Here is a 22,722-nt window from a genome sequence, read left to right as displayed (position 1 = left end):
AGCGTTAGTTGGCAAGATCAAAAAAAAGAGAAGCTCAACGAGCTTTTCCATCCAGAGGATTAGCATGAGTTCTACTAATAACGCCCACGATACGACAATGCCGTCAGTGCTCGGGAAGCAAGACCAATCTGACGACATGATTCATCGCATCGGCCACTTAACCCGCCTGCTGCGGGACAGTATGAAAGAGCTGGGGTTGGATCAGCAGATTTCCCAGGCGGCGCAAGCCATTCCTGATGCCAATGACCGGCTAAACTATGTCGCCTCGATGACCGAGCAGGCCGCGGAACGAGCGTTAAACGCCGTTGAACGCGCCCAGCCCTTACAAGATGACCTTGAAAGTGAGGGCGCCGCCCTGGACAAGCGCTGGCAGGCGGCGATGGCTAAGCAAGTGGAGGTAGAGAGCGACCCGGCGCTAGTGGCCGATACGCAGCATTATTTGAGTAATACGCTTCCCAAAGCGACCGGCGATACGCAAAAAGAGCTGCTTGAAATTATGATGGCTCAAGACTTCCAGGATCTCACTGGTCAGGTGATCAAGAAGATGACGGAGGTGATTAAGTTAATCGAAGAGCAGCTGGTACAAGTGCTGGTCGATAATGTCCCCAATGTTACCGACGGCGTTAAGCACGAAGATAACCGCGATGAGCATGCCAAGCTGCGTAATGGGCCGCAGGTCGGCAAAGACAAAACCGATGTGGCCACAGGGCAAGACCAAGTCGATGATCTGCTTGACGATCTTGGCTTTTAACTGACGCTCCGCCGCCGCCCCGCCAAACCCGCGTAGAGCACCGTTGCCGATTTGTCTGCAACGGTTCTCGTCAGCTGCTAAAAGCTTCTTAGCGAGGATTTGCGACGCTGTATTCTATATGCGCCATTCTTAACTACTGTTCTTAAGCGCTACCCCGCGCCTCGCGAATCCGCTCGTAGGCATTGCCGATTTCGCTGGTGCGCGCTTGGGCGACATCGCGCATGCTGTCCGGCAGGCCTTTGCCGGCCAGTTTGTCGGGGTGATTTTGGCTCATCAGGCGGCGGTAGGCCTTCTTGATATCGGCGTCGCTGGTGTCTTCTGAAACGCCCAATACCCGATAAGCGTCTTTGAGAGCTTCTTTGCTGGCGCCCTGGGAATTGGCGGCGGCGCCATGCAGCATGGCTTCGATCTGCTGTACTTCGGTTTCACTGCAGCCCACGCCGCGGGCAACACGCAGAATCATCTCGTGTTCGGCGTCGTGGAGCACGCCGTCGGCCGCAATAGCGCTGAGTTGAACCTGAATAAACACCTGGCGTAAAACCGGCTGGCGTTGGGTCAAGCGGTAAACCGCCGCCAGCTCGGCATCAAGGTCAAAATCATCGGCACGGCCGCGTTCGAAAGCGGCGCGTGCTTTGGCGCGCTGTTCGCCCTGTAAGTGCATCTGGTCAAATAGCTTTTCGGCGACGTCGAGTTCGCCATCGGTCACTTTGCCGTCGGCTTGGCACAGGCAACCCATGACGGAAAAGATCGATTCCAGAAAGCCTTCCTGGATACGCATGCGGGCAAGGTTCAGGCGACGGCTCAGGCGCCGCCCCAGCCACCAGCCCAAACCGCCGCCAATAAGTAGCCCCACCGGGCCGCCAAATGCAAGGCCGATCAGGGCGAAGATGATAATCAAAAATAGCATGGCAATCTCAAAAGTGGTGGAAAGTTAAAAGTCATTGAAAGCTAAAGGCTTAAGGCAACCGAGCGCGAATAGCGCGTTCGATGCCTTCGATATCCAGCTGGCAGTCGGCAAGCAGCTCTGCAGGGGTGCCGTGTTCGACAAAGGCGTCGGGTAAGCCGAGGTTGAGTACTTCCACCTGCACACCCTCAGCGTTGAGCAGCTCATTGACAGCGCTGCCTGCGCCGCCGGCAACCACGTTCTCTTCCAGGGTCACCAGTAGTTCGTGTTCATCGGCGGCGTGTAACAGCGCGTCGCGGTCCAGGGGTTTAATTGAGCGCATATTGATGTGGGTGGCATTGAGCCGTTCGGCCACTTCCGCCGCCGCGCTGTTGAGGCTGCCAAAGGCCAGCAGTGCAATGCGCACGCCGTCGTTGGCGGCGTGGCGGCGTACGTCCGCTTTGCCAATAGCCAGTGGCTCAAGGTGCGCGGGGATCTCAACGCCTGGCCCTGTGCCGCGGGGGTAGCGCACCGCAGCGGGGCCGGGGTGGTGATAGGCCGCACTGAGCATGGCGCGGCACTCGGCTTCGTCGGCCGGGGCTAGAATCACCATGCCGGGCACGCAGCGTAAAAACGACAGGTCCATGCTGCCGTGGTGCGTGGGGCCGTCTTCGCCCACTAAGCCCGCGCGATCAATCGCAAAAGTGACATCGAGGCTCTGCACCGCCACATCGTGGATGAGCTGATCGTAGCCGCGTTGCAGAAAAGTGGAATAGATGGCGACCACTGGCTTCATACCTTCGCAGGCCATGCCTGCCGCGAGCGTTACCGCATGCTGCTCGGCAATCGCCACATCGAAATAGCGCTGAGGGTACTCTTTTGAAAAGCGAATCAGGTCGGAGCCTTCGCGCATGGCAGGGGTGATCCCCATCAAGCGTGGATCCGCCGCGGCCATATCGCACAGCCAGTCGCCAAAAACGTTGCAGTATTTTTTCTTGGGCGGTGGTGGTGCCACCATCGGTTTCCTGACCGTCGTGGCTGTGGCCGAGGTGCCGGGTTTTTCTAACTTGGTAATCGCATGGTAGCCAATCTGGTCCGCCTCGGCGGGCAGGAAGCCTTTGCCCTTGACCGTTTTGATATGCAGAAACTGCGGGCCTTCAAGGTCGCGCAGGTTTTCCAGCGTCTCGGTTAACGCGTCGAGGTCGTGGCCATCAATGGGGCCAACGTAGTTAAAGCCCATTTCTTCAAACAGTGTGGCGGGGCTGACCATGCCTTTCATGTGTTCTTCGGTGCGACGGGCAATTTCTAGCGCGCCGGGCAGGTGAGAGAGCACTTTTTTGCCCTCTTCGCGTATTTTCAAGTAGGGCTTGCTGGAGAGTACCCGGGCGAGATACGTCGCCATGCCGCCGACATTCTCGGAAATCGACATCTCGTTGTCGTTGAGCACTACCAGCAAGTTGGCATTCACATGACCCGCATGAGCGAGGGCCTCAAAGGCCATGCCCGCAGAGAGCGCGCCGTCGCCAATAATCGCGCACACATGGCGCTTTTCGCCTTGGGCTTTGGCCGCCAGCGCCATCCCCAACGCCGATGAAATTGACGTGCTGGAATGGCCCACGCCGAAGGTGTCGTACTCGGATTCGGCGCGGCGCGGAAAGGCGGCCAAGCCGCCGTGCTGACGAATGCTCAGCATGGTTTCTCGGCGGCCGGTCAGAATTTTGTGCGGATAAGCCTGATGACCAACGTCCCACACCAAGCGGTCTTGGGGGGTGTTAAAGACGTGGTGCAGAACAACGCTCAACTCGACAACGCCGAGCCCTGCGCCAAAATGACCGCCTGAAACGCCCACGCTATATAATAGGTAGGCGCGTAGTTCATCGGCCAATTGGGCGAGCTGACGGGCATTCATGGCCCGCAGCGCAGCGGGATGGTCAAAGGAGTCGAGCAGCGGCGTCGTTGGGCGCTCGCGGGGGATTTCGTCGAACAGCTTCATGGGCATCTTTAGTGGTCGCGCTCGATCATATAGTGGGCTAATTCGGCCAGCGGTGCGGCTCCTTCGCCCAGCGGGGCGAGGGCGGCAATGGCCTCGTCGATCAGGCTTTGCGCTTTGCGCTCTGCGCCCTCAAGCCCCAGCAGGCTGGGGTAAGTGGGCTTGGCACGGGCGGCATCGGCGCCTGACGTTTTGCCTAGGGTAACGGTGTCGCCAGTCACGTCCAGGATGTCGTCGTGAATCTGGAAGGCTAGTCCAATGGCGCGGGCGTAGCGAGTCAGCGCGGTCAAACGGGGGTCATCTTCAGCGACTGCGACTAGGCCGCCCATGCGCACCGCGGCGACAATCAGGGCGCCAGTTTTGTGGGCGTGCATATGGGCCAGGGCGTCGACATCCGGATGGCCGCCGACGGCGTCTAAATCCAGCGCTTGGCCCGCTACCATACCATCGCGGCCGGACGCCGAGGCCAGCGTGTGGACTAAGTGACTCAGCCGCGGGTGAGCGGTGCTGGCCAGTACCTCAAAGGCCAGTGCCTGCAGGGCATCACCGGCTAAAATCGCACTGGCTTCATCAAAGGCTTTATGCACCGTGGGTTGACCACGGCGCAGGTCGTCGTCATCCATGGCGGGTAAATCATCATGAATCAGCGAGTAGGCGTGGATGAGTTCAATGGCGGCGGCCGGCGCGTCTAACGCTTTAGCGTCGGCACCCAGCGCTTTCCCGGCCAAGTACACCAGCAGCGGGCGCAGGCGTTTGCCCCCCCCCAGCAAACCATGGCGCATGGCGGCTTCAAGCCTGGGCGCCACCGCCGGGCGGCTGTTGAAAAGAGCCGCTAGCGTGGCGTCTACGCGGGTATTGCTGGTTTGGCGCAGAGTGGCAAGCGGGCTTTGCTGCGTCGCTACCATGGGGGCGTCTCCTTGCTGTCTTCCTCGACGGTGTCCTTGGGGTCGTCGGGGCCGGCAAAGGGCGCCACGTTTAAACGCCCTTCACTGTCTTCGCTGAGCGCACGAACTTTAAGCTCGGCGCTATCCAGGCGCTGCTGGGCATCGCGGGTTAGCCGCACGCCCTGTTCAAACGCGGTCAGTGCATCTTCCAATGAGAGCTCGCCTGACTCAAGGCGTTCAACGATGGTTTCGAGTTGCTCAACCGTCGCAGCAAAATCCTGCGGGGGTGGTGTTGTATCGCTCATTGGGAGGTGCCTGCAAACCGGTATTTTGAAAATAGCCCATAGTATACACCGACGTCTGGGGGTGGCGTCTGCCTTTCAGCCTACGCCAATGGTGGCGACTTGCGATCCATTCATCGTCAGTACGCAGACTTTTCATCATCTTGAACCGGTCTGAAGCGGGTGGGCTGTGCTACGATACGTGCCTCCTGTAAACCGATACACGGCGCTTGCCGCCGACTATAGAGGTTGATTCAGCCATGGCCAAAACGTCCCTGGACAAGAGCAAGATCAAGATCCTGCTACTCGAGGGCGTCCACCAAAGCGCGGTGGACAATTTTCACACGTCAGGTTACGCCAATATTGAGCACCTGCCGACATCGCTTGATGAGGAAGCGCTGATCGACAAGATCCGCGACGTTCACTTCATCGGGATTCGTTCCCGCACCCAGTTGACGGAGCGTGTGTTCGCAGCGGCAGAGAAGCTGGTCGGCGTTGGCTGTTTCTGTATCGGCACTAATCAGGTCGATTTGACCGCTGCCCTAACTCGCGGTATTGCGGTGTTTAACGCGCCTTACTCCAATACCCGTTCGGTGGCTGAGCTGGTGCTGGCGGAAGCCATTATGCTGCTGCGCGGTATCCCTGAGAAAAACGCCCGCGCCCACCAAGGCGGCTGGCTGAAGTCGGCCAAGAACTCCCACGAAGCGCGCGGTAAAACGCTGGGCATCGTTGGCTACGGCAGCATCGGCGCCCAGCTTTCGGTACTGGCTGAGTCGCTGGGCTTTAACGTTATTTATTACGATGTGATTGCCAAGCTGGGCATGGGCAATGCCAATCAAGTAGGCAGCCTTGAAGAGCTGCTGGGGCGTTCTGATGTGATCAGTTTGCACGTGCCTGATCTTGCCTCAACTCGCTGGATGATCGGCGCCAAAGAGATCGCCGCCATGAAACCCGGCGCGATCTTTATTAACGCCTCCCGCGGTAGCGTGGTTGAAATCGAGCCGCTGGCCGAGGCGCTGAAAGCAGGCAATCTCAACGGTGCGGCGATTGATGTCTTCCCGGTCGAGCCGAAAGGCAACGAAGAGGAGTTTGAAAGCCCGCTGCGTGGCCTGGAGAACGTCATCCTCACGCCGCATATCGGTGGTTCTACGCTGGAAGCCCAGGAAAATATCGGTATCGAGGTGTCGGAAAAACTGATCACCTATTCCGATAACGGCACCACCGTGACCTCGGTCAACTTTCCCGAAGTCGCGCTGCCCGCTCACCCGGACAAGCACCGTTTGCTGCATATCCACGACAACGTACCGGGCGTGCTGTCGCAGATTAACCGCGTACTGTCTGAAAACGGCATCAATATCTCGGGTCAGTATCTGCAGACCAACGAGAAAGTCGGCTATGTGGTCATCGATGTGGATAAAGCCTACGGTCCCCAGGCGCTGGAAGCCTTGAAGCAGGTGGATCACACGCTGAAAATCCGTGCGCTCTACTCGTCACAAAACAGCTAACGCATTGAGTTAAAAGTTGGCTGAAAAAAACGGCGCCTCTTGCGAGGCGCCGTTTTGGTTAGTGCCATTTAGCCGGCTTGGTCTCTAAGCCAAATCAAACAGCAGCACTTCGCCTGCTTCTTTACTGGTGAGGCTGATCGTTTCTTCCGGCGTAAACGCCGCCGCATCGCCTGCACCCAGCGTCTCGCCGTTAATGTCCATTTCGCCATTCACCACGTGCAGCCAGCCATGGCGCGAAGGCGGCGCTGTTGCCTGTTCGCCAGGGTTGAACAGGCCCGCGTAGAGGTTCACATCCTGATTGATGCTCACAGATCCGTCGCGGCCCTCCTGAGAGGCCACTAGGCGCCATTGGCCTTGCCGCTCGGCTGTTGGAAAGGCTTTTTGCTCGTAGCTGGGCTTAACGCCTAGCTGCTTGGGTTCAATCCATATTTGCAGAAAATGCAGCTCGTTCTCTTTAGAGTGATTGAACTCACTGTGCAGCACCCCGGTGCCCGCTGACATGCGCTGCACATCGCCCGGACGCATTACCTCGCCGTTGCCCATGTTGTCTTTGTGCTCCATTTCGCCTTCCAGCACATAAGAGATAATCTCCATATTCCGATGAGGGTGAGCGCCAAAGCCGTGGTCGCCCGCCACTCGATCCTCGTTGATCACGCGCAGGGCACGAAAACCCATATGGTTGGGGTCAACGTAGTTGGCAAACGAAAATGTATGGTACGAGCGAAGCCAGCCGTGGTTGGCGTAGCCCCGCTCGTTTGAACGACGAATAATCATGGTGTGCTCCGCAGGTTGTGTGAAAGTGAATAGTGACAATATACGCCTCGTTGGCGCCATGTGGCGTGAAGCTTTCAGTACGTTTCTGTCGAATAAATCGACGTTTTCAGCGCCAGATTGCGCTAGAATATGCGCGTCTTAATAACCCGGTCCGTCCTTTACGAGGATGACTACCTGGAGCTTTGCATGTCTGTAACCACTGCTATGCCTAACCCAATGCCGCCCATTGTGGTCGCGGCGCTGTATAAATTTGTCACCCTCAATGACTTCAAAGCGCTGCGCGAACCGCTTCACCAAACCATGCTCGATAACGGCGTAAAGGGCACGCTGCTGCTCGCCAAAGAGGGCATCAACGGCACGGTGGCGGGCAGCCGCGAGGGCGTTGACGCTCTGCTGGCTTGGCTGACCGCCGACCCGCGCCTAGCCGATATCGATCACAAAGAGTCCTATTGCGACGAAGCGCCGTTCTACCGTACCAAGGTCAAACTCAAAAAAGAGATCGTTACCCTTGGCGTGCCCGATATCGACCCTAACGATACCGTGGGCACCTACGTTGAGCCGGAGAACTGGAACGACATCATTGCCGACCCGGAAGTGCTGGTGATCGATACCCGCAACGATTACGAGGTGGCGATTGGCAGCTTTGAACGGGCGATCGACCCTAAAACCACCACGTTTCGCGAATTTCCCGAGTACGTGCGCGAGCACTACGACCCGGAAAAACATAAGAAAGTCGCCATGTTCTGCACCGGTGGTATCCGCTGCGAAAAAGCCTCCAGTTTTATGCTCAAAGAGGGCTTTGACGAGGTCTATCACCTAAAGGGCGGCGTGCTGAACTACCTGGAAAAAGTCCCCGAAGAGCAATCGTTATGGCGCGGTGAGTGTTTCGTGTTCGATAACCGCGTCACGGTTCGCCACGACCTAAGCAAAGGCGAGTTCGAGCAGTGCCACGCCTGCCGCATGCCGATATCCGCCGAGGATATGCAGTCATCTGCGTATGAGCCGGGAATAAGCTGCCCCCACTGCATCGACTCGCTGCCGGAGAAAACCCGCAACGCTGCGCGTGAGCGCCAGCGCCAGATAGACCTCGCCAAAGCGCGCGGCGAGCCGCACCCTCTGGGCCGCGATACCCGCAAAATGAAAGCCCATGGCTGAAAACATAGCCGATAGCATCGTTGCAAGCAGCGCTGAGTGAGTGGAATTCGTTTCCGTAAACGCGACAGCGGCGGCATTGGCGCGTTATCCTGATGTTCTTTTGTATCCAAGCGAGGCGTCTTTAGGCAGCTTGCCTTGACGCCTTCAGGAGAGGCTTTTAGGAGAATCAGGTGAGTGACGCCAAGCGCAGGACGGTCGGCCGTCCGGCGAATACTGCCAAAGCCAGCGGTGGGCACAGCCAGTCTCTGGTACGTGGCTTAACGCTGCTGGAATACCTCGCGGCCAGCCCGCTGGGGCTGGCCCTTTCAGACTTGGCGGAGATGGCCGAGTTAGCGCCGTCTACGACCCATCGCCTGTTACAAGCCTTGCAGAGCCAGGGCTTTGTGACCCAGGAAAACGAGCAAGGCCTGTGGCGAGTCGATGTCAAAACCTTTCGTATCGGCAATAGCTTTCTTGAAGCCCGCGACGTGGTGGCGACCAGCAGGCCCTTTCTGCGCCGCTTAACCGCGGAAACCGGTGAAACCGCTAACCTAGGTATTCGCGATGAGGCCACTGCGGTGTTCTTGGCTCAGCACGAATCCCCGCAAATGATGCGCATGATCACCCGCTTGGGTTCCCGCGCGCCGTTGCACGCCTCTGGCGTAGGCAAAGCGCTGCTGGCGTGGATGCCCGACGACGAGCGTACTCAATTGTTGGCAAATCGTGAGTTGGTGCGAGTGACCGCCAATACACTCTACGAGCCCGATACCGTGCAGGCTGAGATGGCGCAGATTCGCGCCCAGGGCTTTGCCTGCGACCGTGAAGAGCATGCCGTAGGCCTGCACTGCGTGGCCGCCTGCGTGTTTGATGAGTACGGCGCGCCGCTGGCAGCGATCTCTGTGTCTGGCCCTATGGCACGTATCCCGGAAGCCCGCTTGCTGACACTGGGGGCGCTGGTGCGTCAGACAGCCGCCGAGATTACTCAGCAGTTGGGTGGGCAGTTGCCGCGCTAGCGGGCGCTGCTAACGCTATGCTAAGCCTGTTTTGGGTCGCCTTGGGCAGCGCCACGTTATTGCCTGGTGGTTCGGAGGTGTGGCTGGCGCGGCTGTGGTGTGTTGGCGAACCGCCGCTGGCACTTTGGTGGGTAGCCACGCTGGGCAATACCCTGGGCAGCATGATCAACGTCGCGCTAGGCCGCTACGCACGCCAGTTTCAAGACCGCCGCTGGTTCCCTGCATCGCCACGTGGCCTGGCCCGAGCGGAAGGCTGGTACCACCGCTTTGGCGAGCTAAGCCTGTTGATATCCTGGGCGCCGGTGATTGGTGACCCGCTTACCGTACTGGCCGGTGTGTTTCGGCTACCCTGGTGGCGAGCGCTAGCGTGGATTTTGGTCGCCAAGGGCACCCGCTACGCGGTGGTATTGCTACTAGCACATTATTGGCTTGCGCCGCTGTGTCAGTGAAACGGCTTTAAGTCATGTTACCCTGTTCGACTTTTTAAAAAGCAACACGCTATATTCAACACACTATCGTGGCAACATGGTCAAAAATGACTGCATAGAATCTAGTGGTGCAACGACAGGCAGCCGTTAGAGTGAACAAAATACTCATCCAAAAGGAGGTTCAGGCGTGAAGCCACTTCGTTTATTACCCTGGCTAGGTGTCTGGCTATTGGCAATGGTTGCCTTATTGGCCACGCCAGCAATGGCGCAGAGCACGTCAAGCGAATCAGCCGACGCCGATGGTGGCGCATCGTCTGAAGAGGCGGCACCAACATCTTACCAAGCGTTAGCAGACCTCCTGGAAGACGAGCAGTCGCGACAAGAATTGATTGAGATGTTGCGCAATCAAGCCGCGTCGCTGCCCGGTAGTCTCGGCAACCAAGGCTCGCTGGAAGCCGCAGCCCAGGGCAGCGATATTGCGCCGGAAGATGTTTCGCTGCCGCGTCAGTTGGCTGAACTTACCAGTAGTGTGGTTAGCGATGTGGGAGGGCAGTTTGAACAAGTGGTTAGCCTGGTGAGCGGGCTATTCACGGGTCAAGAGGAAGACAGCGTCTTTGATATGGCCGCGTTCATCAGTGCAGCGATTAATTTGGGCATTGTGATTGCCGCTACCTTCGTCATGTTTGCGCTTTTCCGGCGAATGGTGAAACCGCTATTTACTAAAATCAGCGGCTGGTCGTTAAATGGCCATAACCTGACGCCTGTGTTGCGCCTGATTGCCTGTGTGGCGATTGCGGCGGTTATTGATGTGCTGCTGGTCAGTTTGTCTTATGTGGGCGGTAACCTGGTAGCTACCTTTGCGGTCGGTGAAACCGGTGAGCTGTCGACACGTGCCTCGCTATTTTTAAATGCGTTCTTAATTATCGAACTGCTTAAAGCGGGTGTACGGATGTTGTTCTCTTCGCGTTACGAAGGGCTGCGTCTGCTACCTATTTCTGCCCAAGAAGCTTCTTACTGGAACCGCTGGTTAGCCCGCTTGATCGGCATGGTCGGTTACGGTCTGATGGTCGTGGTGCCACTGGTTAATTTCTATTTGGCAGCGTCGCTGGGTCAGGCATTAGGCACGCTGATTACGCTGTTGGCGTTTATCTACGCGGTGGTTGTGGTACTTAAAAACCGTAAACGTCTGCGCGATAACCTCAACGAGATGGCGGCAAAATCTACCTTAACCGCCAGCCGTGTCTCGCTGCAGCTATTTGCGCGTACCTGGCACCTGTTCGCGTTGCTGTATTTCTTGATCGTGTTTGTGCTGACGTTAACCCGCCCCGGCGATGCGCTGCCGTTTGTGATGTACGCCACCCTGAAGTCATTGGCCGCTATTGTCGTTGGGCTGTTGGTGTCATCGTTCCTTACCCAGACCATTGGCCGCCGCATTAAGCTATCTGACGACTTGCGCCGCAAACTGCCGCTGCTTGAAAAACGCTTGAACAGCTATGTGCCCAATGCGCTACGGGTGCTGCGTACGATTATTCTGATTGTGGTCATCATGGTGGTGCTGAATGCCTGGGGTGCCTTTGATCTAGCCGCTTGGTATGCCTCTGAAGGCGGCGCCAATCTGATCGGCAACCTTTCCAGCGTGACAGTGATCTTGATTGTATCACTCGCCATCTGGCTGGGTCTGGCGAGCCTGATTGAGCACAAGCTCAATCCTGAAACCGGCTATGGCGAACCCTCGGCTAGGGCGAAAACCCTGCTTAGCCTGTTCCGCAATGCGCTGGCGATTGCCATGGTCACCATTACCGGCATGATTGTGCTGTCGGAAATAGGCATTAATATCGGCCCGCTCATTGCCGGTGCGGGTGTGCTGGGTCTGGCGATTGGTTTCGGCGCTCAGAAGCTGGTGCAAGACGTTATTACCGGGGTGTTTATCCAGATAGAAAACGCCATGAATACCGGCGATGTGGTCACAGTGGGTGGCGTGACAGGCACCGCCGAACGGTTGAGTATCCGCTCAGTCGGTATCCGTGACTTATCGGGTACTTACCATATCGTACCGTTCTCCAGTGTCGACACTGTGTCTAACTACATGCGTGAGTATGGTAACCATGTGGGTGAATACGGTATTGGCTACAGCGAGAGCATTGACGAGGCGATTGAACAGCTCAAGCTGGCCTTTGAAGATCTCAAGGCGAGTGAAGAGCACGGCAGTAAGCTATTGGACGACTTGACCGTGGCAGGCGTTACTGCGCTCGCGGATAGCTCCGTGAATATCCGAGTTGTTATTAAAACCACCCCGGGCGATCAGTGGGGTGTTGGTCGCGCCTACAATCGCCTGGTTAAGCTGCGCTTTGATGAAGCGGGTATAGAAATTCCCTTCCCGCACACCACGCTTTACTTTGGCGATAACAAAAACGGCAATCCGCCGCCTGCACACGTGCGGGTACTGGAGTCGACCGCCAAAGAAAAGAAGGTGGAAGAGGCGCCTATAGATCGAGACGATACCCATCAGGATGTGCAGCAAACGTCGGACTCCGATCATATCAAGCCCGACCACGATGACGTCGACGCCCCTGACGGGCGCTAAACGGCGCATCGCCAAAAGTAAAAGGGGCTGCCTATCGGGCAGCCCCTTTTGTTTGCTGGCTGAGCACTAATGTGAATACTTGCTAACCAGGATAGTTTTCCGAGTGGCGGCCTTCCACATTGATTGACTCACCGCCATCCACAAACAGAATCTGTCCCGCGACAAAGTCGTTTTTGAGCAGATAATGCAAGGCTTGGACCAGATGATCGGGGTTGCCTTGATGCTGGACGGGAATGCCGTCGATTCGCCAGTCAATGTAGTCGCTGGAGCGTTGAGAGGCAGGCAGTACTACGCCGGGGGCAATGCCGTTGATCCGAATGCGTGGGGCGAACTCCAGCGCCGCCATGCGGGTCATCTCTGCTAAGCTATTTTTTGACAGCAGATACGCTGCGTAAGGGTATTGGTGATAGGCTACTTTATTATCAATGATGTTGATCACTTGACCGTCTTCGACGGTCTGGGCGAAGTAGCGTGTGAGCAGCAGCGGGGTAAACAGATTAACCCGAAACTGGGTCTCCAACATCGGAAGCTCGGTTGCGCCAATCGGCGCCGGTTCATAGGCCGAAGCGCTATTAAGCAGAAGCGCCAGGCCTGGAAAGCGCTGCTTTACCGCGTTGAGTAACTCACTGAGTTCCGTGCTTAGCGCATCGCTTAAAAAATCGCAGTAAAATATTTCACATTCTCGACCCTGGGCACGAATGCTTCGGGCGACCTCTTCCGCCTCATCTCGGGAGCGGTTAGCGTGCAGGGCAATGTCGTAACCCGCTTCGGCCAAGGCTTCCGCAAAGTAGCGTCCTAAGCGGGTGGCACCGCCGGTAATCAATGCTGCGTTTTGATGCATACAACGGTTCCTGTGCATTTTGGCATCGTAAACTTTCTGCGTGAGCGTAGCGTTTGTCAATATCTTGTACATGAATTGCACGTGAGGTTAGCATTGAAACCAATCTGCATCGCCCAAATCGGGTGTGCGCTTGCCAGTGCCACATTGAACAGGATGTCGCTATGCCACCAATGACGTTGCCTACCGAGCAGAACGCTACTCGTCATGAGTGTTTAATTTCACTGGGGAGTAATATCGATCCTGACCACTATTTTACTCAAGCACTGACCATCCTTAGTCATGAATGCGAGTTGCTGGCCCGGTCAAAAGCGATTCGCACAACGCCGGTGGGTTACCAGCAGCAGCCCGACTTCCTGAACGCTGCACTTTTGGTGAGCACTTCTCTTGAGTTTGAGGCGTTCCGTGGCTACCTCAAGGAGGTAGAGGACCGCTTAGGCCGCGTGCGCGGGGCAATTAAATCGGGGCCACGTACCATGGATCTGGATATTGTGGCCTGGGATGGCGAGGTGGTCGATGACGGTTACTACCAACACGAATATGTGAAAAAGCCTGTCGACGAAGTATTGGTTAGCAGTGGCCGCCGCCTTGAACCGCAAAAATGCTCATGATGTTTTATAGCCGCCAGAGTTTTGAGGCTAATCTTCCCCAGGGCAGGCGATAGCCAACCGCATGAAGGTACAAATCAGAGGCATTACCCAGGCCAACCAGCAGCCGCAAATGATTCTGCGCCTGCTGGAAGGGCTATAGGATGACGATAGGGGAACGCACTCAGTCAATAATGCCCTGTTCACGGGCCATGGCGTAGGCTGCCTGAGGGCCGTTCCACAGCGATGGCAGTAGGATAAATGACACCGGAATCGCAGTAATCACAATGAACTGCTGCAGTGCCGAAATTTGCCCAGCGCCCATATAGAGTAGCACCGCTGCCATAATGGCCATGGCGACTCCCCAAAAGGCGCGCATGTACGGGCTGGGGTTATCGTGGCCAGCCCCAACGACTGCAATGGCGTAGCTCATGGAGTCGCCGGTAGTGGCGACGAAAATTGTGGTCAGTAGCAAAATGGCTAGCGCCATCACTGTGCCGCCTGGCAATGCCTGTGCAACCGTCAACGTGGCGACATCAAACTGGAAATTATTCAGCGCCTCGGTGAGATCAATCACCCCGTTCAACTGATAGTAAATGCCCGAGCCGCCGAGCAGGGTAAACCACACGGTGGTCGCGATAGGCGCCAAAATCGCCACCGCAATGATCATTTCACGGATGCTGCGGCCGCGCGAAATCCGTGCCACAAAAATCGCCATCAGCGGCGCATAGCCGATAAACCAAGCAAAGAAAAACACCGTCCACCACTGCATCCACCAGGCCGGCGCAGTCTCGGCAGTCATGGTCGCCATGGTAAAGAACTCGCTGACATAAGCGCCCATACCGGAAAGGTAGCTATTGACTAAAAACAGCGTCGGGCCAAAAACAATAATGACCGCCCCGATGACCATCGCCAGCAGTACGTTAAAGCGGCTGAGTAGCTGAATGCCTTTATGCACACCGCTCATAGCGGACAGCACGTAGATGCTGCCTAGCACTGCAAGAATGATCAGTTGACCGTTATAACCCTCAGGCAGGCCCACCAGCTCGTGTAGGCCGAAGCTGACCTGGGTGGCTAAAAACCCAATCGGACCAACGGTGCCAGCCACTAGGGCAATCACACAGCAAGCATCAACCACGCTGCCTAATGGGCCGCGCATTAGGCGTTCGCCGAAAATCGGATAAAGCAGCGTGCGAGGCTGTAGCGGCTGACCTTTTACGTAGTGGGCGTGCGCCAGCACCACGGCAGTCAAAGACCCCAGCACTGCCCAAGCCATAAAGCCCCAGTGCATAAAGGATTGCCCCAAGGCGCCGGAGACGGCGTCAGCGGTACCTGCCTCGCTATCAAAGGCGGGGGGTGTTACCACAAAGTGGTAAACAGGCTCCCCTGCGGCAAAAAAGACGCCGCCACCTGCGAGCAACGTGCACAGAATGATCGAGAGCCACTTAAACGTGCTCATTTCTGGTGCATCTAAGTTGCCGATTTTGGCTTTTGCCGCCGAAGTCATGGCTAAACCGATGGCAATAAAGAAGGTGAGCAGAAGCAATAGCTGAAAATAGCTGCCTAAGGCTAGGGCGGTCCAAGCGAAGCCTGCGCTAATGTTATCCGCTACCAAGGCGACGTCGTAAAGCGATAGCGCCAAAAAGGCGACAATAAAGCCGATGCTCAAGATCAGCACGATAGGATCGCCAAGCGAGAACCGCTTGACACCCTCGGCGCTAGGGCCGGGTTGGGTCATAGTCAATACCTTGTGGGGGTGGGGCGATAAACGAAAGTAACAGCCTATCAAAGCATGTCGTTAAGCGATTTAACGCCGCTTAGTTTTAAAAACGGTTTTTAAAAACGGTTGATAAAAACAGCAAATAAAAAAAGCGCCATTCAAAGAATGGCGCGAAAACAGGAAACTACGGGCAGTATACTGCCTTTTTAGACTAACGTCTAACGTGCTTTATCTTGGAGCGTTGTAAAAGTACAAATGCACTATTGTGGCGCACTGACCAGCCCTCGCTTGTAGAAGGTAGTAGCTAACAAGCTGATAATTAATAATAAAAATTAATTTGGCAATATTGCTGCAATTGCTAAAACATATTTTGTATACAAGGTATGTTTACGATGATGACAACCGCTTCTTTACGCATGTCTACTGCGCACCGCCTCGCTGGCTGCGCAGCGGCTTTGCTGTTACTACCCGCCATGGGGAATGCCGACGACACCCAAATACGTTTTCAGCTGGATTGGCGCTTTGAAGGCCCCTCCGCGCCGTTTTTGATGGCTGCCGAGAAAGGCTACTTCGCCGACGAGGGGCTGGATGTTCAAATCGACTCTGGCAGTGGCTCAGCAGGCGCGATTAACCGAGTTGCCTCAGGCGCTTACGAAATGGGCTTTGGCGATCTTAATGCGCTGGTCGAGTTTCTCGCTGAAAACCCCGATGGTCCCGGTATTCAAGGTGTATACATCGTCTATGACGGCACGCCCGCTGCGGTATTTGCCCGCAAAGACCGCGGTATTGAAAGCCCGGCCGATTTAGCTGGTAAAACCATCGCCGCACCGGCCTTTGATACCGGTTATCGCGCCTGGGGCGTTTTCGCGGCTGCCAATGACCTTAAAGCGGATGCGGTGGAGTGGCAAAACGTCGATCCGACGCTGCGCGAAACGCTGCTAACCCGCGGCGATGTAGATGCAATCACCGGCTTCTACTTCACCAGCCTGCTCAACCTTGAAGAGCGCGGGATGAGTGAAGAGGAACTGACCATCATGCCATTCCCCGAATACGGCGTGCCGCTTTATGGTAATGCCATCATCGCCAGTGAATCATTCGCAGAAGACAATCCGCAAGCCGTGGAAGGCTTTCTACGCGCCTTCAATCGTGCGCTGGGTGAGACCATTGCCGATCCAGAAGCGGCCATTGAGTACGTTAAAAACCGCGACGGCCTGATAGATGTCGTGATGGAAACCCGGCGGCTAAAGCTCGCCTTGGATAGCGTCGTCGATACCCTCGATGCCCGCGAAAATGGTGTCGGCGGTGTGGACGAAGAACGCTTGCAGGAGGCGATTCAGCTGGTCGCCGACGCCTACGACCTGCCCGCCGTGCCTGCGCCCGATCAGGTGTTTAACTCGCGCTACTTACCTAGCCAGGAAGAGCGCATGTTGTTACCTGCCGAGGGCGAATAAGCATGTCCGCAGCGTTCGTCACCTTCGATGACGTGAGCTTGGCCTACGACGAGTCGGGCAATGCCATCGAAGATATTAACCTGAGTATCCACGAAGGCGAGTTTGTTGCTTTCGTGGGCCCATCCGGCTGTGGCAAGTCGACCTTTATGAAGTTGTGTACCGGGTTGCATGCGCCTACCACCGGGGCGATTCAAGTGGATGGCGAGCCGGTCGCCGGGCCGCTAAAGATATCGGGCATGGCGTTTCAAAACGCTAACCTACTACCCTGGCGCACCACCCTGGATAACGTCTTGCTACCGCTGGAAATCGTCAAACCCTACCGCCATCAGTTTCGTAAACGGCGCGAAGAGTTTGTCGGCTGGGCGCGCAAGCTGCTTAAGACCGTGGGGCTTGAAGGCTACGAAGACCAATACCCTTGGCAGCTTTCCGGCGGCATGCAGCAGCGGGCGTCGATCTGCAGGGCGCTGATACATCAGCCTCGCCTGCTGATGCTCGATGAGCCTTTTGGTGCGCTGGATGCGTTTACCCGCGAAGAGCTGTGGTGCGTGTTGCGGGATTTGTGGGAAGCACAGCGCTTTACCGTTGTGCTGGTGACCCATGATCTCCGCGAGGCGGCGTTTCTAGCCGATACCGTCTACATTATGAGCCGCCGCCCTGGCCGGGTGATCGAACGTCGTCAAATCGAGCTGCCGCGCCCCCGTGCACTGGAAACCACTTATCAAAAACCCTTTATTGATTTGGTGCAGGAGCTGCGGGCGCAAATTGGCGAAGTACGTAGTACTTGATACCCGCACTTGATAAAAGGCGCACTTATGACGAAAAATAGTCAGTTAATTGAACGATTGGCGCCGTGGATCGCGGTGGTTGCGCTGGTTGTTATTTGGGAAGTCGCGGTGCGAGTGTTTGATGTGCCCAGCTTTATCTTCCCTAGCGCCTTAGAGACGGCTCAGGCGCTGGTGACGTATGCCGGGCCTATCGCCATGCACTCCTGGCAAACCTTCTGGACCACATTGATCGGCTTTGGCATAGGCGTTGCCGTGGGGCTGGTGTTGGGCTTTATCGTCGGTTCGTCGCGCTTTCTGTATAACGCCTGCTATCCGCTTTTAGTGGGCTTTAACGCTATTCCTAAAGTGGCTTTCGTGCCGATCCTGGTCGTCTGGTTTGGCATTGGCTCGGTGCCGGCCATTCTCACTGCGTTCTTGATTTGCTTCTTCCCCATTGTGGTCAACGTGGCGACCGGTTTAGCCACCCTGGAACCCGAAATGGAAGACGTACTGCGCGTATTGGGCGCACGCAGAATGGATGTGTTGCTGAAAGTGGGTCTACCGCGCTCGCTGCCCTACTTTTTTGCCTCGCTAAAAGTCGCCATTACGCTGGCGTTTGTGGGAACGGTGGTGTCAGAAACCGTCGCCTCCAATCAGGGCATTGGCTACTTGATGATGAGTGCCGGTTCGCAAATGCGCATGGGGCTGGTCTTTGCCGGGCTGCTGGTGATCAGCGCCATGGCGATGGTGATGTATGAACTGTTCGCGGTATTAGAAAAGCGCATGACCGGCTGGGCGCACCGCGGCCAGAATCGCTAATCACTGCGGCGACATCGTATCGCTGCGGCACTTAAACGCTGGCGTTGAGCCAGCTATTTTCCTCGGGGGAACGTATGAACTATTTATCCACAGCCGGTGTGGCGGCTGCCATGTTGATATCGCCATTGGCGTCGGCTGAAAAACTGTTTTCAGACTCGAGTATTTCGCTGCTTTATAGTGATCAATATGAAGCGTTTGGGCCTGATGAGCGTACTGACACCTACGTAACGTTTGAGAACGTTACCGCGCATGACTGGGGCGGCACCTTCTTATTTGTTGATAGTAACCATGGGCGGGGGTCGGCCGACGGCGACGATGACCTCTACGGTGAGTTTTCACCGGCACTTAGTCTTGGCTGGCTTAGCGGTGTCAATTTGCAGCGTGGGCCGATGAAAGATGTCGCCCTGGCGGGTACGTACGAATTTGGTGGCGGTAATGATGCTACCAATATCCTTACGGGCATTAGTTTTGCCTGGGACGTTCCGGGTACCCAATATTTCAACAGCACGTTTTATTATGTCAATAATAGCGAAATAGCCGATGATTTACAGCTTACCCTCACCTGGGGCGCGCCATTTGAATTAGGCGCATCGCGCTTTTTATTCGATGGCTATATCGACTATTCATCGGCCGCCTCGGATCATGACGCGGAGTTCCATTTCAATCCGCAGTTTAAGCTTGATCTTGGCCATTACCGGGGCCATCCAGGTGTGCTTTATGCGGGAATCGAGTACTCCTACTGGGAGAATAAATATGGTTTGGCTGACAACGTGATGGATACCGAAAGCGCCGTTAGCGCGTTGGTGAAATTCCACTTTTAAGGCATTAACTGGTAGTGCTGCTCAGGCGCTACCAGCACTCACCAACGATAGAGCAAGGACGCACTGGTGGTCGTGTCAGTGCGCTTGCGGGTGTCGTCAGGTGGTTGAGAGTTGTGTTTTATCTCGTGGGATAAGCGTAACGACAGCTTCGAATTAAGCCGCGCGGTGAGCGCCGTTAGTGATCGAGAAGTCGTGTTCTGGTCGGTATACTCCACCGACATCTCCTGCTGAATATCGGCGTAATCAGAAAAAACCCAGTGGTAATCCAGCGCCGTATAGGCCACCGCCAAGCGGTAATCATCGTGATCGCGCAGGCGATCGTCACGGTAGCCAGGGCCTGCTTCTAGCGACAACGTGTGAATATCGCCGTCTAAAATTTGCCGCCCATAGCCACCAATGGCTGAAAGCTGCTGGTCGTAGCCCGCAAAACGATCTTTCTCCCAGCGGGCAAATCCAAACAAGTAGTGCGGGCCATCTAGCTCATAGCGCTCGCGCACGGAGAGCAAGTACTGCTCGGCGCTGGTTTCGCCGTCTTTGCTCACGTTGCGCACTTCACCGCGCAGTGAATAGGTGAAGTTGCCGGTCAGCCACGTTAATAGCACCTTGCCAATCAACGTTTGGCTATCGGTGTTGCCGGTTAAGTGGGTAAAGCCAAGCTCGGCACTGCCGCTGAACACGGGGGCATCTTCAGGCGGTGGGGGAGGGCCGTAAAACGGGTAAGCATAAGCGGTCGCCATCCATAGCGGCCAGCAAGCTAGCACGAGCGTCCATCGAACGATTGCCACAACGATTGCCACAACATCCCTCCTTGAGTAAGGCATCCGGCCATTATATCAGCGAACGATGACACAAAGTGACGGCGATTAACGTCGTTTGCTGGCGCGTGTCATAATGCTGCTGTCACGCATTAGAGTGTATTTATGACCGTTTCACGCCCCCGAACGTTAACCTTGGCCGACCTGCAGCGTAAGCGCCGCAACCGGGCAAGGCGCAGCTGGTATAAACGCAGCTTTCGCCTTCAGGTGATGCTGTTAGTCGGGCTGTTGCTGACAGGCATGCTACTGGCCCAGGGCACCTATCTCAATCATCGCAAGGCGGAAATTATTAGCCACCAGATGGGCGAGCGCGCGTTAGCGGTGGCTAAAACGGTAGCGTCGATGCCGCAAGTGATCAATGCCTTTGGGATGGACGATCCTTCCGCGATTATTCAACCGCTGGCAGAGCGAATCCGCCATGAAACGGGGGCTCGCTATGTGGTCGTGGGCAACGCCCAAAGTATCCGCTACTCACACCCCGTGCCGGAGCGGATAGGACAGCGAATGGTGGGGGGCGATAACGCTCAAGCACTGATTTACGGCCAATTCTATGTGTCTGAGGCGACCGGCTCATTGGGCACCGCTATGCGCGGAAAAGCGCCGATATGGGATGAAGAGGGCAATATCATCGGCATTGTATCCGTCGGCTTCATGATGGATCGCGTAGCGATGGACGTGGCGCGCCATACCAGCTTCGGTTGGCTGCTAGTGACGCTGATGATCTGCCTGGGCTTTGCCGGTGCGTACTGGCTGTCGCAGCATCTTAAAAAGGTTATTTTAGGTCTGGAACCCTACGAAATCGCCCGCCTAGCCATGGAAAAAGAGGCTATTTTGCAGTCCATCCATGAGGGTATTCTGGCGGTGAACCGCGAGGGACATATCACCCTGGTCAACCAGCAGGCGCGGCGTTTTCTCAATTTAGCCGACGAGCATGTGCTGCTTGGCCAACCCATTCGTGAGGTCGTACCCAACTCGCGGCTACTGGAGGTGCTCAGGCGCGGCGAGCAGGAATTTGACCAGGAAATGTGGCTGGGTGATCACCCCGTAGTCGTCAATCGTGTGCCCATTTTGCATGAAGGCGAAATTGAGGGCGCGGTGGCCACCTTCCGCAGCCGCCGTGAAATTGTCGATCTCTCCCAAGCGCTGACCCAGGCTAGCCGCGATGTCGATATGCTGCGTGCCCAGGCCCATGAGTTTTCCAATAAGCTATATACCATCTCCGGGTTACTGCAGTTACAACGTATTGATGAAGCCTTGGCGCTGATCCATCAGGAAACCAAGCGTGCTCAAGCACAGATGAGTTTTCTAATGCGCAACGTGGCGGATGCCGTGCTTAGCGGCACGCTACTGGGTAAACTAACCCGTGCCCGGGAGTTGGGGGTGACGTTGGACATTGACCCGCAAAGCTCGCTCGCCTATCCGCTCACGCCCACCGGGCAAGAGGTGATGATGAGCGTGGTCGGTAACTTGCTCGATAATGCCTGCCATGCGGCGTTGAATGGGCCCCGCACGGAACCTAAAGTACGGTTGTTTTTTACTGACTTAGGCGAGCAGCTGCTGATTGAAGTCGAGGACAATGGGCCGGGCGTGCCAGCCGAACACGCCGAGTCGATATTCCAGGAAGGCTTTTCAACCAAAGCGGGTAAGCATCAGGGCATTGGCTTAGCGTTGGTTGCCAGGCTGTGCCGCCAGCATGGCGGTGCCGTAACGTTGGAAGAAAGCGAGTTAGGCGGCGCGTGTTTTATCGCCGCGCTTGATCGCTCGCTGTGTCAGCAACACTCACAGCATACTTAGAACAATGCACACAATGGCTAGGGGGAGCGCAATGTCTGCGATGCAATACGGCATTTTGGTCGTGGAAGACGATTTTCGCATCGCTGATATCCACAGGGCCTTTATCGAGCAGAGCGAAGGTTTTTATGTGGTGGGCATGGCGCGCAATGCAAGCGAGGCGAAGTCGATAATGGCGGACCACGCCGCCAGCATCCAGCTGATTTTGCTTGATGCCTACCTGCCCGACGTGGAAGGCTTGGAGCTGTTGTGGGCGATTCGCCGTGACTATGTGCATGTGGATATCGTTATGGTGACTGCCGCGCGTGAAGTAGAAACCATCAGCGAAGCGCTGCGCGGCGGTGTGTTTGACTACCTCATTAAACCGATTGAAGCTGCGCGGATGACCCAAATGCTGACGCGTTTTCGTCGCGAGCGTGAAGCGCTAGCGTGCCAGGGGGAAATGAGCCAGGATGAGTTGGATCACGTACTGGCGCGCCTACAGCCTGTCGAAACGTCGCGGACAAAATCTCAAGCCCTGCCCAAGGGCATTGACCGACTGACGCTGCGCCGGGTGATTGATGCCCTGGCTGCCGCCCCCGACTCGCTCACCGCTATGCAGATGGCACGAACCATGGGCGCCAGCCGCTCAACCGCACGCCGCTATCTGGAGTTTTTAGTCGCCGAGCAGGCGGTGAGTGCTGAGCTAGGCTATGGTGATGTAGGACGGCCCGAGCGTCGCTATCGGCTGTTGGAGGCGGCACACGAGTGGCTTAATGGGCTATAAATGCCTGTTGTAAGTCAATCGGCGTGAACAAAATGAACAAAATGCCCATAAAGAACTTTTTGCCTTTTATGCGCACAAGCTTGTCGGTTAAGGGCATGGTCTTCTAACGTTTGCGGCGTGCAG

21 protein-coding genes are annotated in these 22,722 nt (G+C 56.2%); 13 read left to right on the top strand and 8 right to left on the bottom strand.

All coding sequences use genetic code 11. The annotated features are described in order from the left end of the window. The first annotated feature begins 64 nt into the window (after positions 1-64). Positions 65-751: a protein phosphatase CheZ gene (cheZ, locus tag RZA33_RS05470; RefSeq protein WP_317506843.1), complete on the top strand. Its 687-nt coding sequence runs from the start codon at positions 65-67 to the stop codon at positions 749-751. 142 nt (positions 752-893) lie between these two features. Here cheZ and djlA read toward each other — a convergent pair whose 3' ends face one another. The 4 genes from djlA to RZA33_RS05450 are packed head-to-tail and all read right to left on the bottom strand — an operon-like array spanning position 894 to position 4,813. Continuing rightward, positions 894-1,658, bottom strand: a complete 765-nt coding sequence (djlA, locus tag RZA33_RS05465) for a co-chaperone DjlA (RefSeq protein ID WP_317506842.1) — start codon at positions 1,656-1,658, stop codon at positions 894-896. Positions 1,659-1,707: 49 nt separating this feature from the next. Beyond that, a complete protein-coding gene (dxs, locus tag RZA33_RS05460; protein WP_317506841.1) occupies positions 1,708-3,633 on the bottom strand; it encodes a 1-deoxy-D-xylulose-5-phosphate synthase in 1,926 nt (641 codons plus the stop codon). A 2-nt stretch (positions 3,634-3,635) separates the two neighbouring features. Then, a complete protein-coding gene (ispA, locus tag RZA33_RS05455) occupies positions 3,636-4,529 on the bottom strand; it encodes a (2E,6E)-farnesyl diphosphate synthase (protein WP_317506840.1) in 894 nt (297 codons plus the stop codon). Next, on the bottom strand, positions 4,523-4,813 hold the full coding sequence (locus RZA33_RS05450) for an exodeoxyribonuclease VII small subunit (protein ID WP_317506839.1): 291 nt from the start codon (positions 4,811-4,813) through the stop codon (positions 4,523-4,525). The genes ispA and RZA33_RS05450 overlap by 7 nt, the downstream gene beginning before the upstream one ends. A gap of 236 nt (positions 4,814-5,049) precedes the next feature. Here RZA33_RS05450 and serA point away from each other — a divergent pair, with 236 nt between their 5' ends. Continuing rightward, positions 5,050-6,294: a phosphoglycerate dehydrogenase gene (serA, locus tag RZA33_RS05445; protein WP_317506838.1), complete on the top strand. Its 1,245-nt coding sequence runs from the start codon at positions 5,050-5,052 to the stop codon at positions 6,292-6,294. 84 nt (positions 6,295-6,378) lie between these two features. Here serA and RZA33_RS05440 read toward each other — a convergent pair whose 3' ends face one another. Next, a complete protein-coding gene (locus RZA33_RS05440) occupies positions 6,379-7,068 on the bottom strand; it encodes a pirin family protein (protein ID WP_317506837.1) in 690 nt (229 codons plus the stop codon). 186 nt (positions 7,069-7,254) lie between these two features. Between RZA33_RS05440 and RZA33_RS05435 the strand changes: the two genes are divergently transcribed. The 4 genes from RZA33_RS05435 (at position 7,255) to ybiO (ending at position 12,227) form a co-directional block, all read left to right on the top strand. After that, positions 7,255-8,223 (top strand): rhodanese-related sulfurtransferase, encoded by a 969-nt coding sequence (locus RZA33_RS05435; RefSeq protein ID WP_317506836.1) that lies wholly within the window; start codon positions 7,255-7,257, stop codon positions 8,221-8,223. 170 nt (positions 8,224-8,393) lie between these two features. Next, complete coding sequence (locus RZA33_RS05430; RefSeq protein WP_317506835.1) at positions 8,394-9,215, top strand: IclR family transcriptional regulator domain-containing protein; 822 nt, start codon at positions 8,394-8,396, stop codon at positions 9,213-9,215. 17 nt (positions 9,216-9,232) lie between these two features. Continuing rightward, complete coding sequence (locus tag RZA33_RS05425) at positions 9,233-9,664, top strand: YqaA family protein (RefSeq protein ID WP_317506834.1); 432 nt, start codon at positions 9,233-9,235, stop codon at positions 9,662-9,664. A 166-nt stretch (positions 9,665-9,830) separates the two neighbouring features. Next, positions 9,831-12,227: a mechanosensitive channel protein gene (gene ybiO / locus RZA33_RS05420; protein WP_317506833.1), complete on the top strand. Its 2,397-nt coding sequence runs from the start codon at positions 9,831-9,833 to the stop codon at positions 12,225-12,227. Positions 12,228-12,309: 82 nt separating this feature from the next. Here ybiO and RZA33_RS05415 read toward each other — a convergent pair whose 3' ends face one another. Then, positions 12,310-13,068 (bottom strand): SDR family NAD(P)-dependent oxidoreductase, encoded by a 759-nt coding sequence (locus RZA33_RS05415; protein WP_317506832.1) that lies wholly within the window; start codon positions 13,066-13,068, stop codon positions 12,310-12,312. 161 nt (positions 13,069-13,229) lie between these two features. On the opposite strand from RZA33_RS05415, the gene folK reads away from it, so the two are divergent. Next, the gene (gene folK, locus RZA33_RS05410) at positions 13,230-13,676 is read left to right on the top strand and encodes a 2-amino-4-hydroxy-6-hydroxymethyldihydropteridine diphosphokinase (protein ID WP_317506831.1); all 447 of its coding nucleotides are present in this window, start codon (positions 13,230-13,232) and stop codon (positions 13,674-13,676) included. A gap of 160 nt (positions 13,677-13,836) precedes the next feature. On the opposite strand, the gene RZA33_RS05405 is transcribed toward folK, so the two are convergent. After that, complete coding sequence (locus tag RZA33_RS05405; protein WP_317506830.1) at positions 13,837-15,390, bottom strand: BCCT family transporter; 1,554 nt, start codon at positions 15,388-15,390, stop codon at positions 13,837-13,839. 374 nt (positions 15,391-15,764) lie between these two features. On the opposite strand from RZA33_RS05405, the gene RZA33_RS05400 reads away from it, so the two are divergent. The 4 genes from RZA33_RS05400 (at position 15,765) to RZA33_RS05385 (ending at position 19,227) form a co-directional block, all read left to right on the top strand. Next, positions 15,765-16,823, top strand: coding sequence for an ABC transporter substrate-binding protein (locus RZA33_RS05400; protein WP_317506829.1), 1,059 nt, complete (start codon positions 15,765-15,767; stop codon positions 16,821-16,823). A 2-nt stretch (positions 16,824-16,825) separates the two neighbouring features. Then, entirely contained in the window at positions 16,826-17,608 is a 783-nt protein-coding gene (locus tag RZA33_RS05395) for an ABC transporter ATP-binding protein (RefSeq protein WP_317506828.1), read from the top strand. Positions 17,609-17,635: 27 nt separating this feature from the next. Further along, complete coding sequence (locus RZA33_RS05390) at positions 17,636-18,406, top strand: ABC transporter permease (RefSeq protein ID WP_317506827.1); 771 nt, start codon at positions 17,636-17,638, stop codon at positions 18,404-18,406. Between the two features lie 74 nt (positions 18,407-18,480). Next, positions 18,481-19,227 (top strand): outer membrane protein OmpK, encoded by a 747-nt coding sequence (locus RZA33_RS05385; protein ID WP_317506826.1) that lies wholly within the window; start codon positions 18,481-18,483, stop codon positions 19,225-19,227. 38 nt (positions 19,228-19,265) lie between these two features. Here the strand turns inward: RZA33_RS05385 and RZA33_RS05380 are convergent, their stop codons facing one another. Next, positions 19,266-19,964 carry a DUF481 domain-containing protein gene (locus RZA33_RS05380; RefSeq protein ID WP_416337848.1) on the bottom strand — a complete coding sequence of 233 codons (699 nt, stop codon included), beginning with the start codon at positions 19,962-19,964 and terminating at the stop codon, positions 19,266-19,268. Positions 19,965-20,147: 183 nt separating this feature from the next. Between RZA33_RS05380 and RZA33_RS05375 the strand changes: the two genes are divergently transcribed. Both RZA33_RS05375 and RZA33_RS05370 read left to right on the top strand, forming a co-directional pair. Beyond that, a complete protein-coding gene (locus RZA33_RS05375; RefSeq protein ID WP_317506824.1) occupies positions 20,148-21,836 on the top strand; it encodes a sensor histidine kinase in 1,689 nt (562 codons plus the stop codon). A 31-nt stretch (positions 21,837-21,867) separates the two neighbouring features. Further along, positions 21,868-22,599 (top strand): response regulator, encoded by a 732-nt coding sequence (locus tag RZA33_RS05370; protein WP_317506823.1) that lies wholly within the window; start codon positions 21,868-21,870, stop codon positions 22,597-22,599. The last annotated feature ends 123 nt before the right edge of the window (positions 22,600-22,722 follow it).

Origin of the sequence: Halovibrio sp. HP20-59 (genome assembly GCF_033052795.2) — a bacterium.
In the GTDB taxonomy this organism is placed as follows: Bacteria; Pseudomonadota; Gammaproteobacteria; order Pseudomonadales; family Halomonadaceae; genus Vreelandella.
Note: the sequence above shows the minus strand (reverse complement) of the source record. Positions and strands in the feature narration are given on the sequence as shown.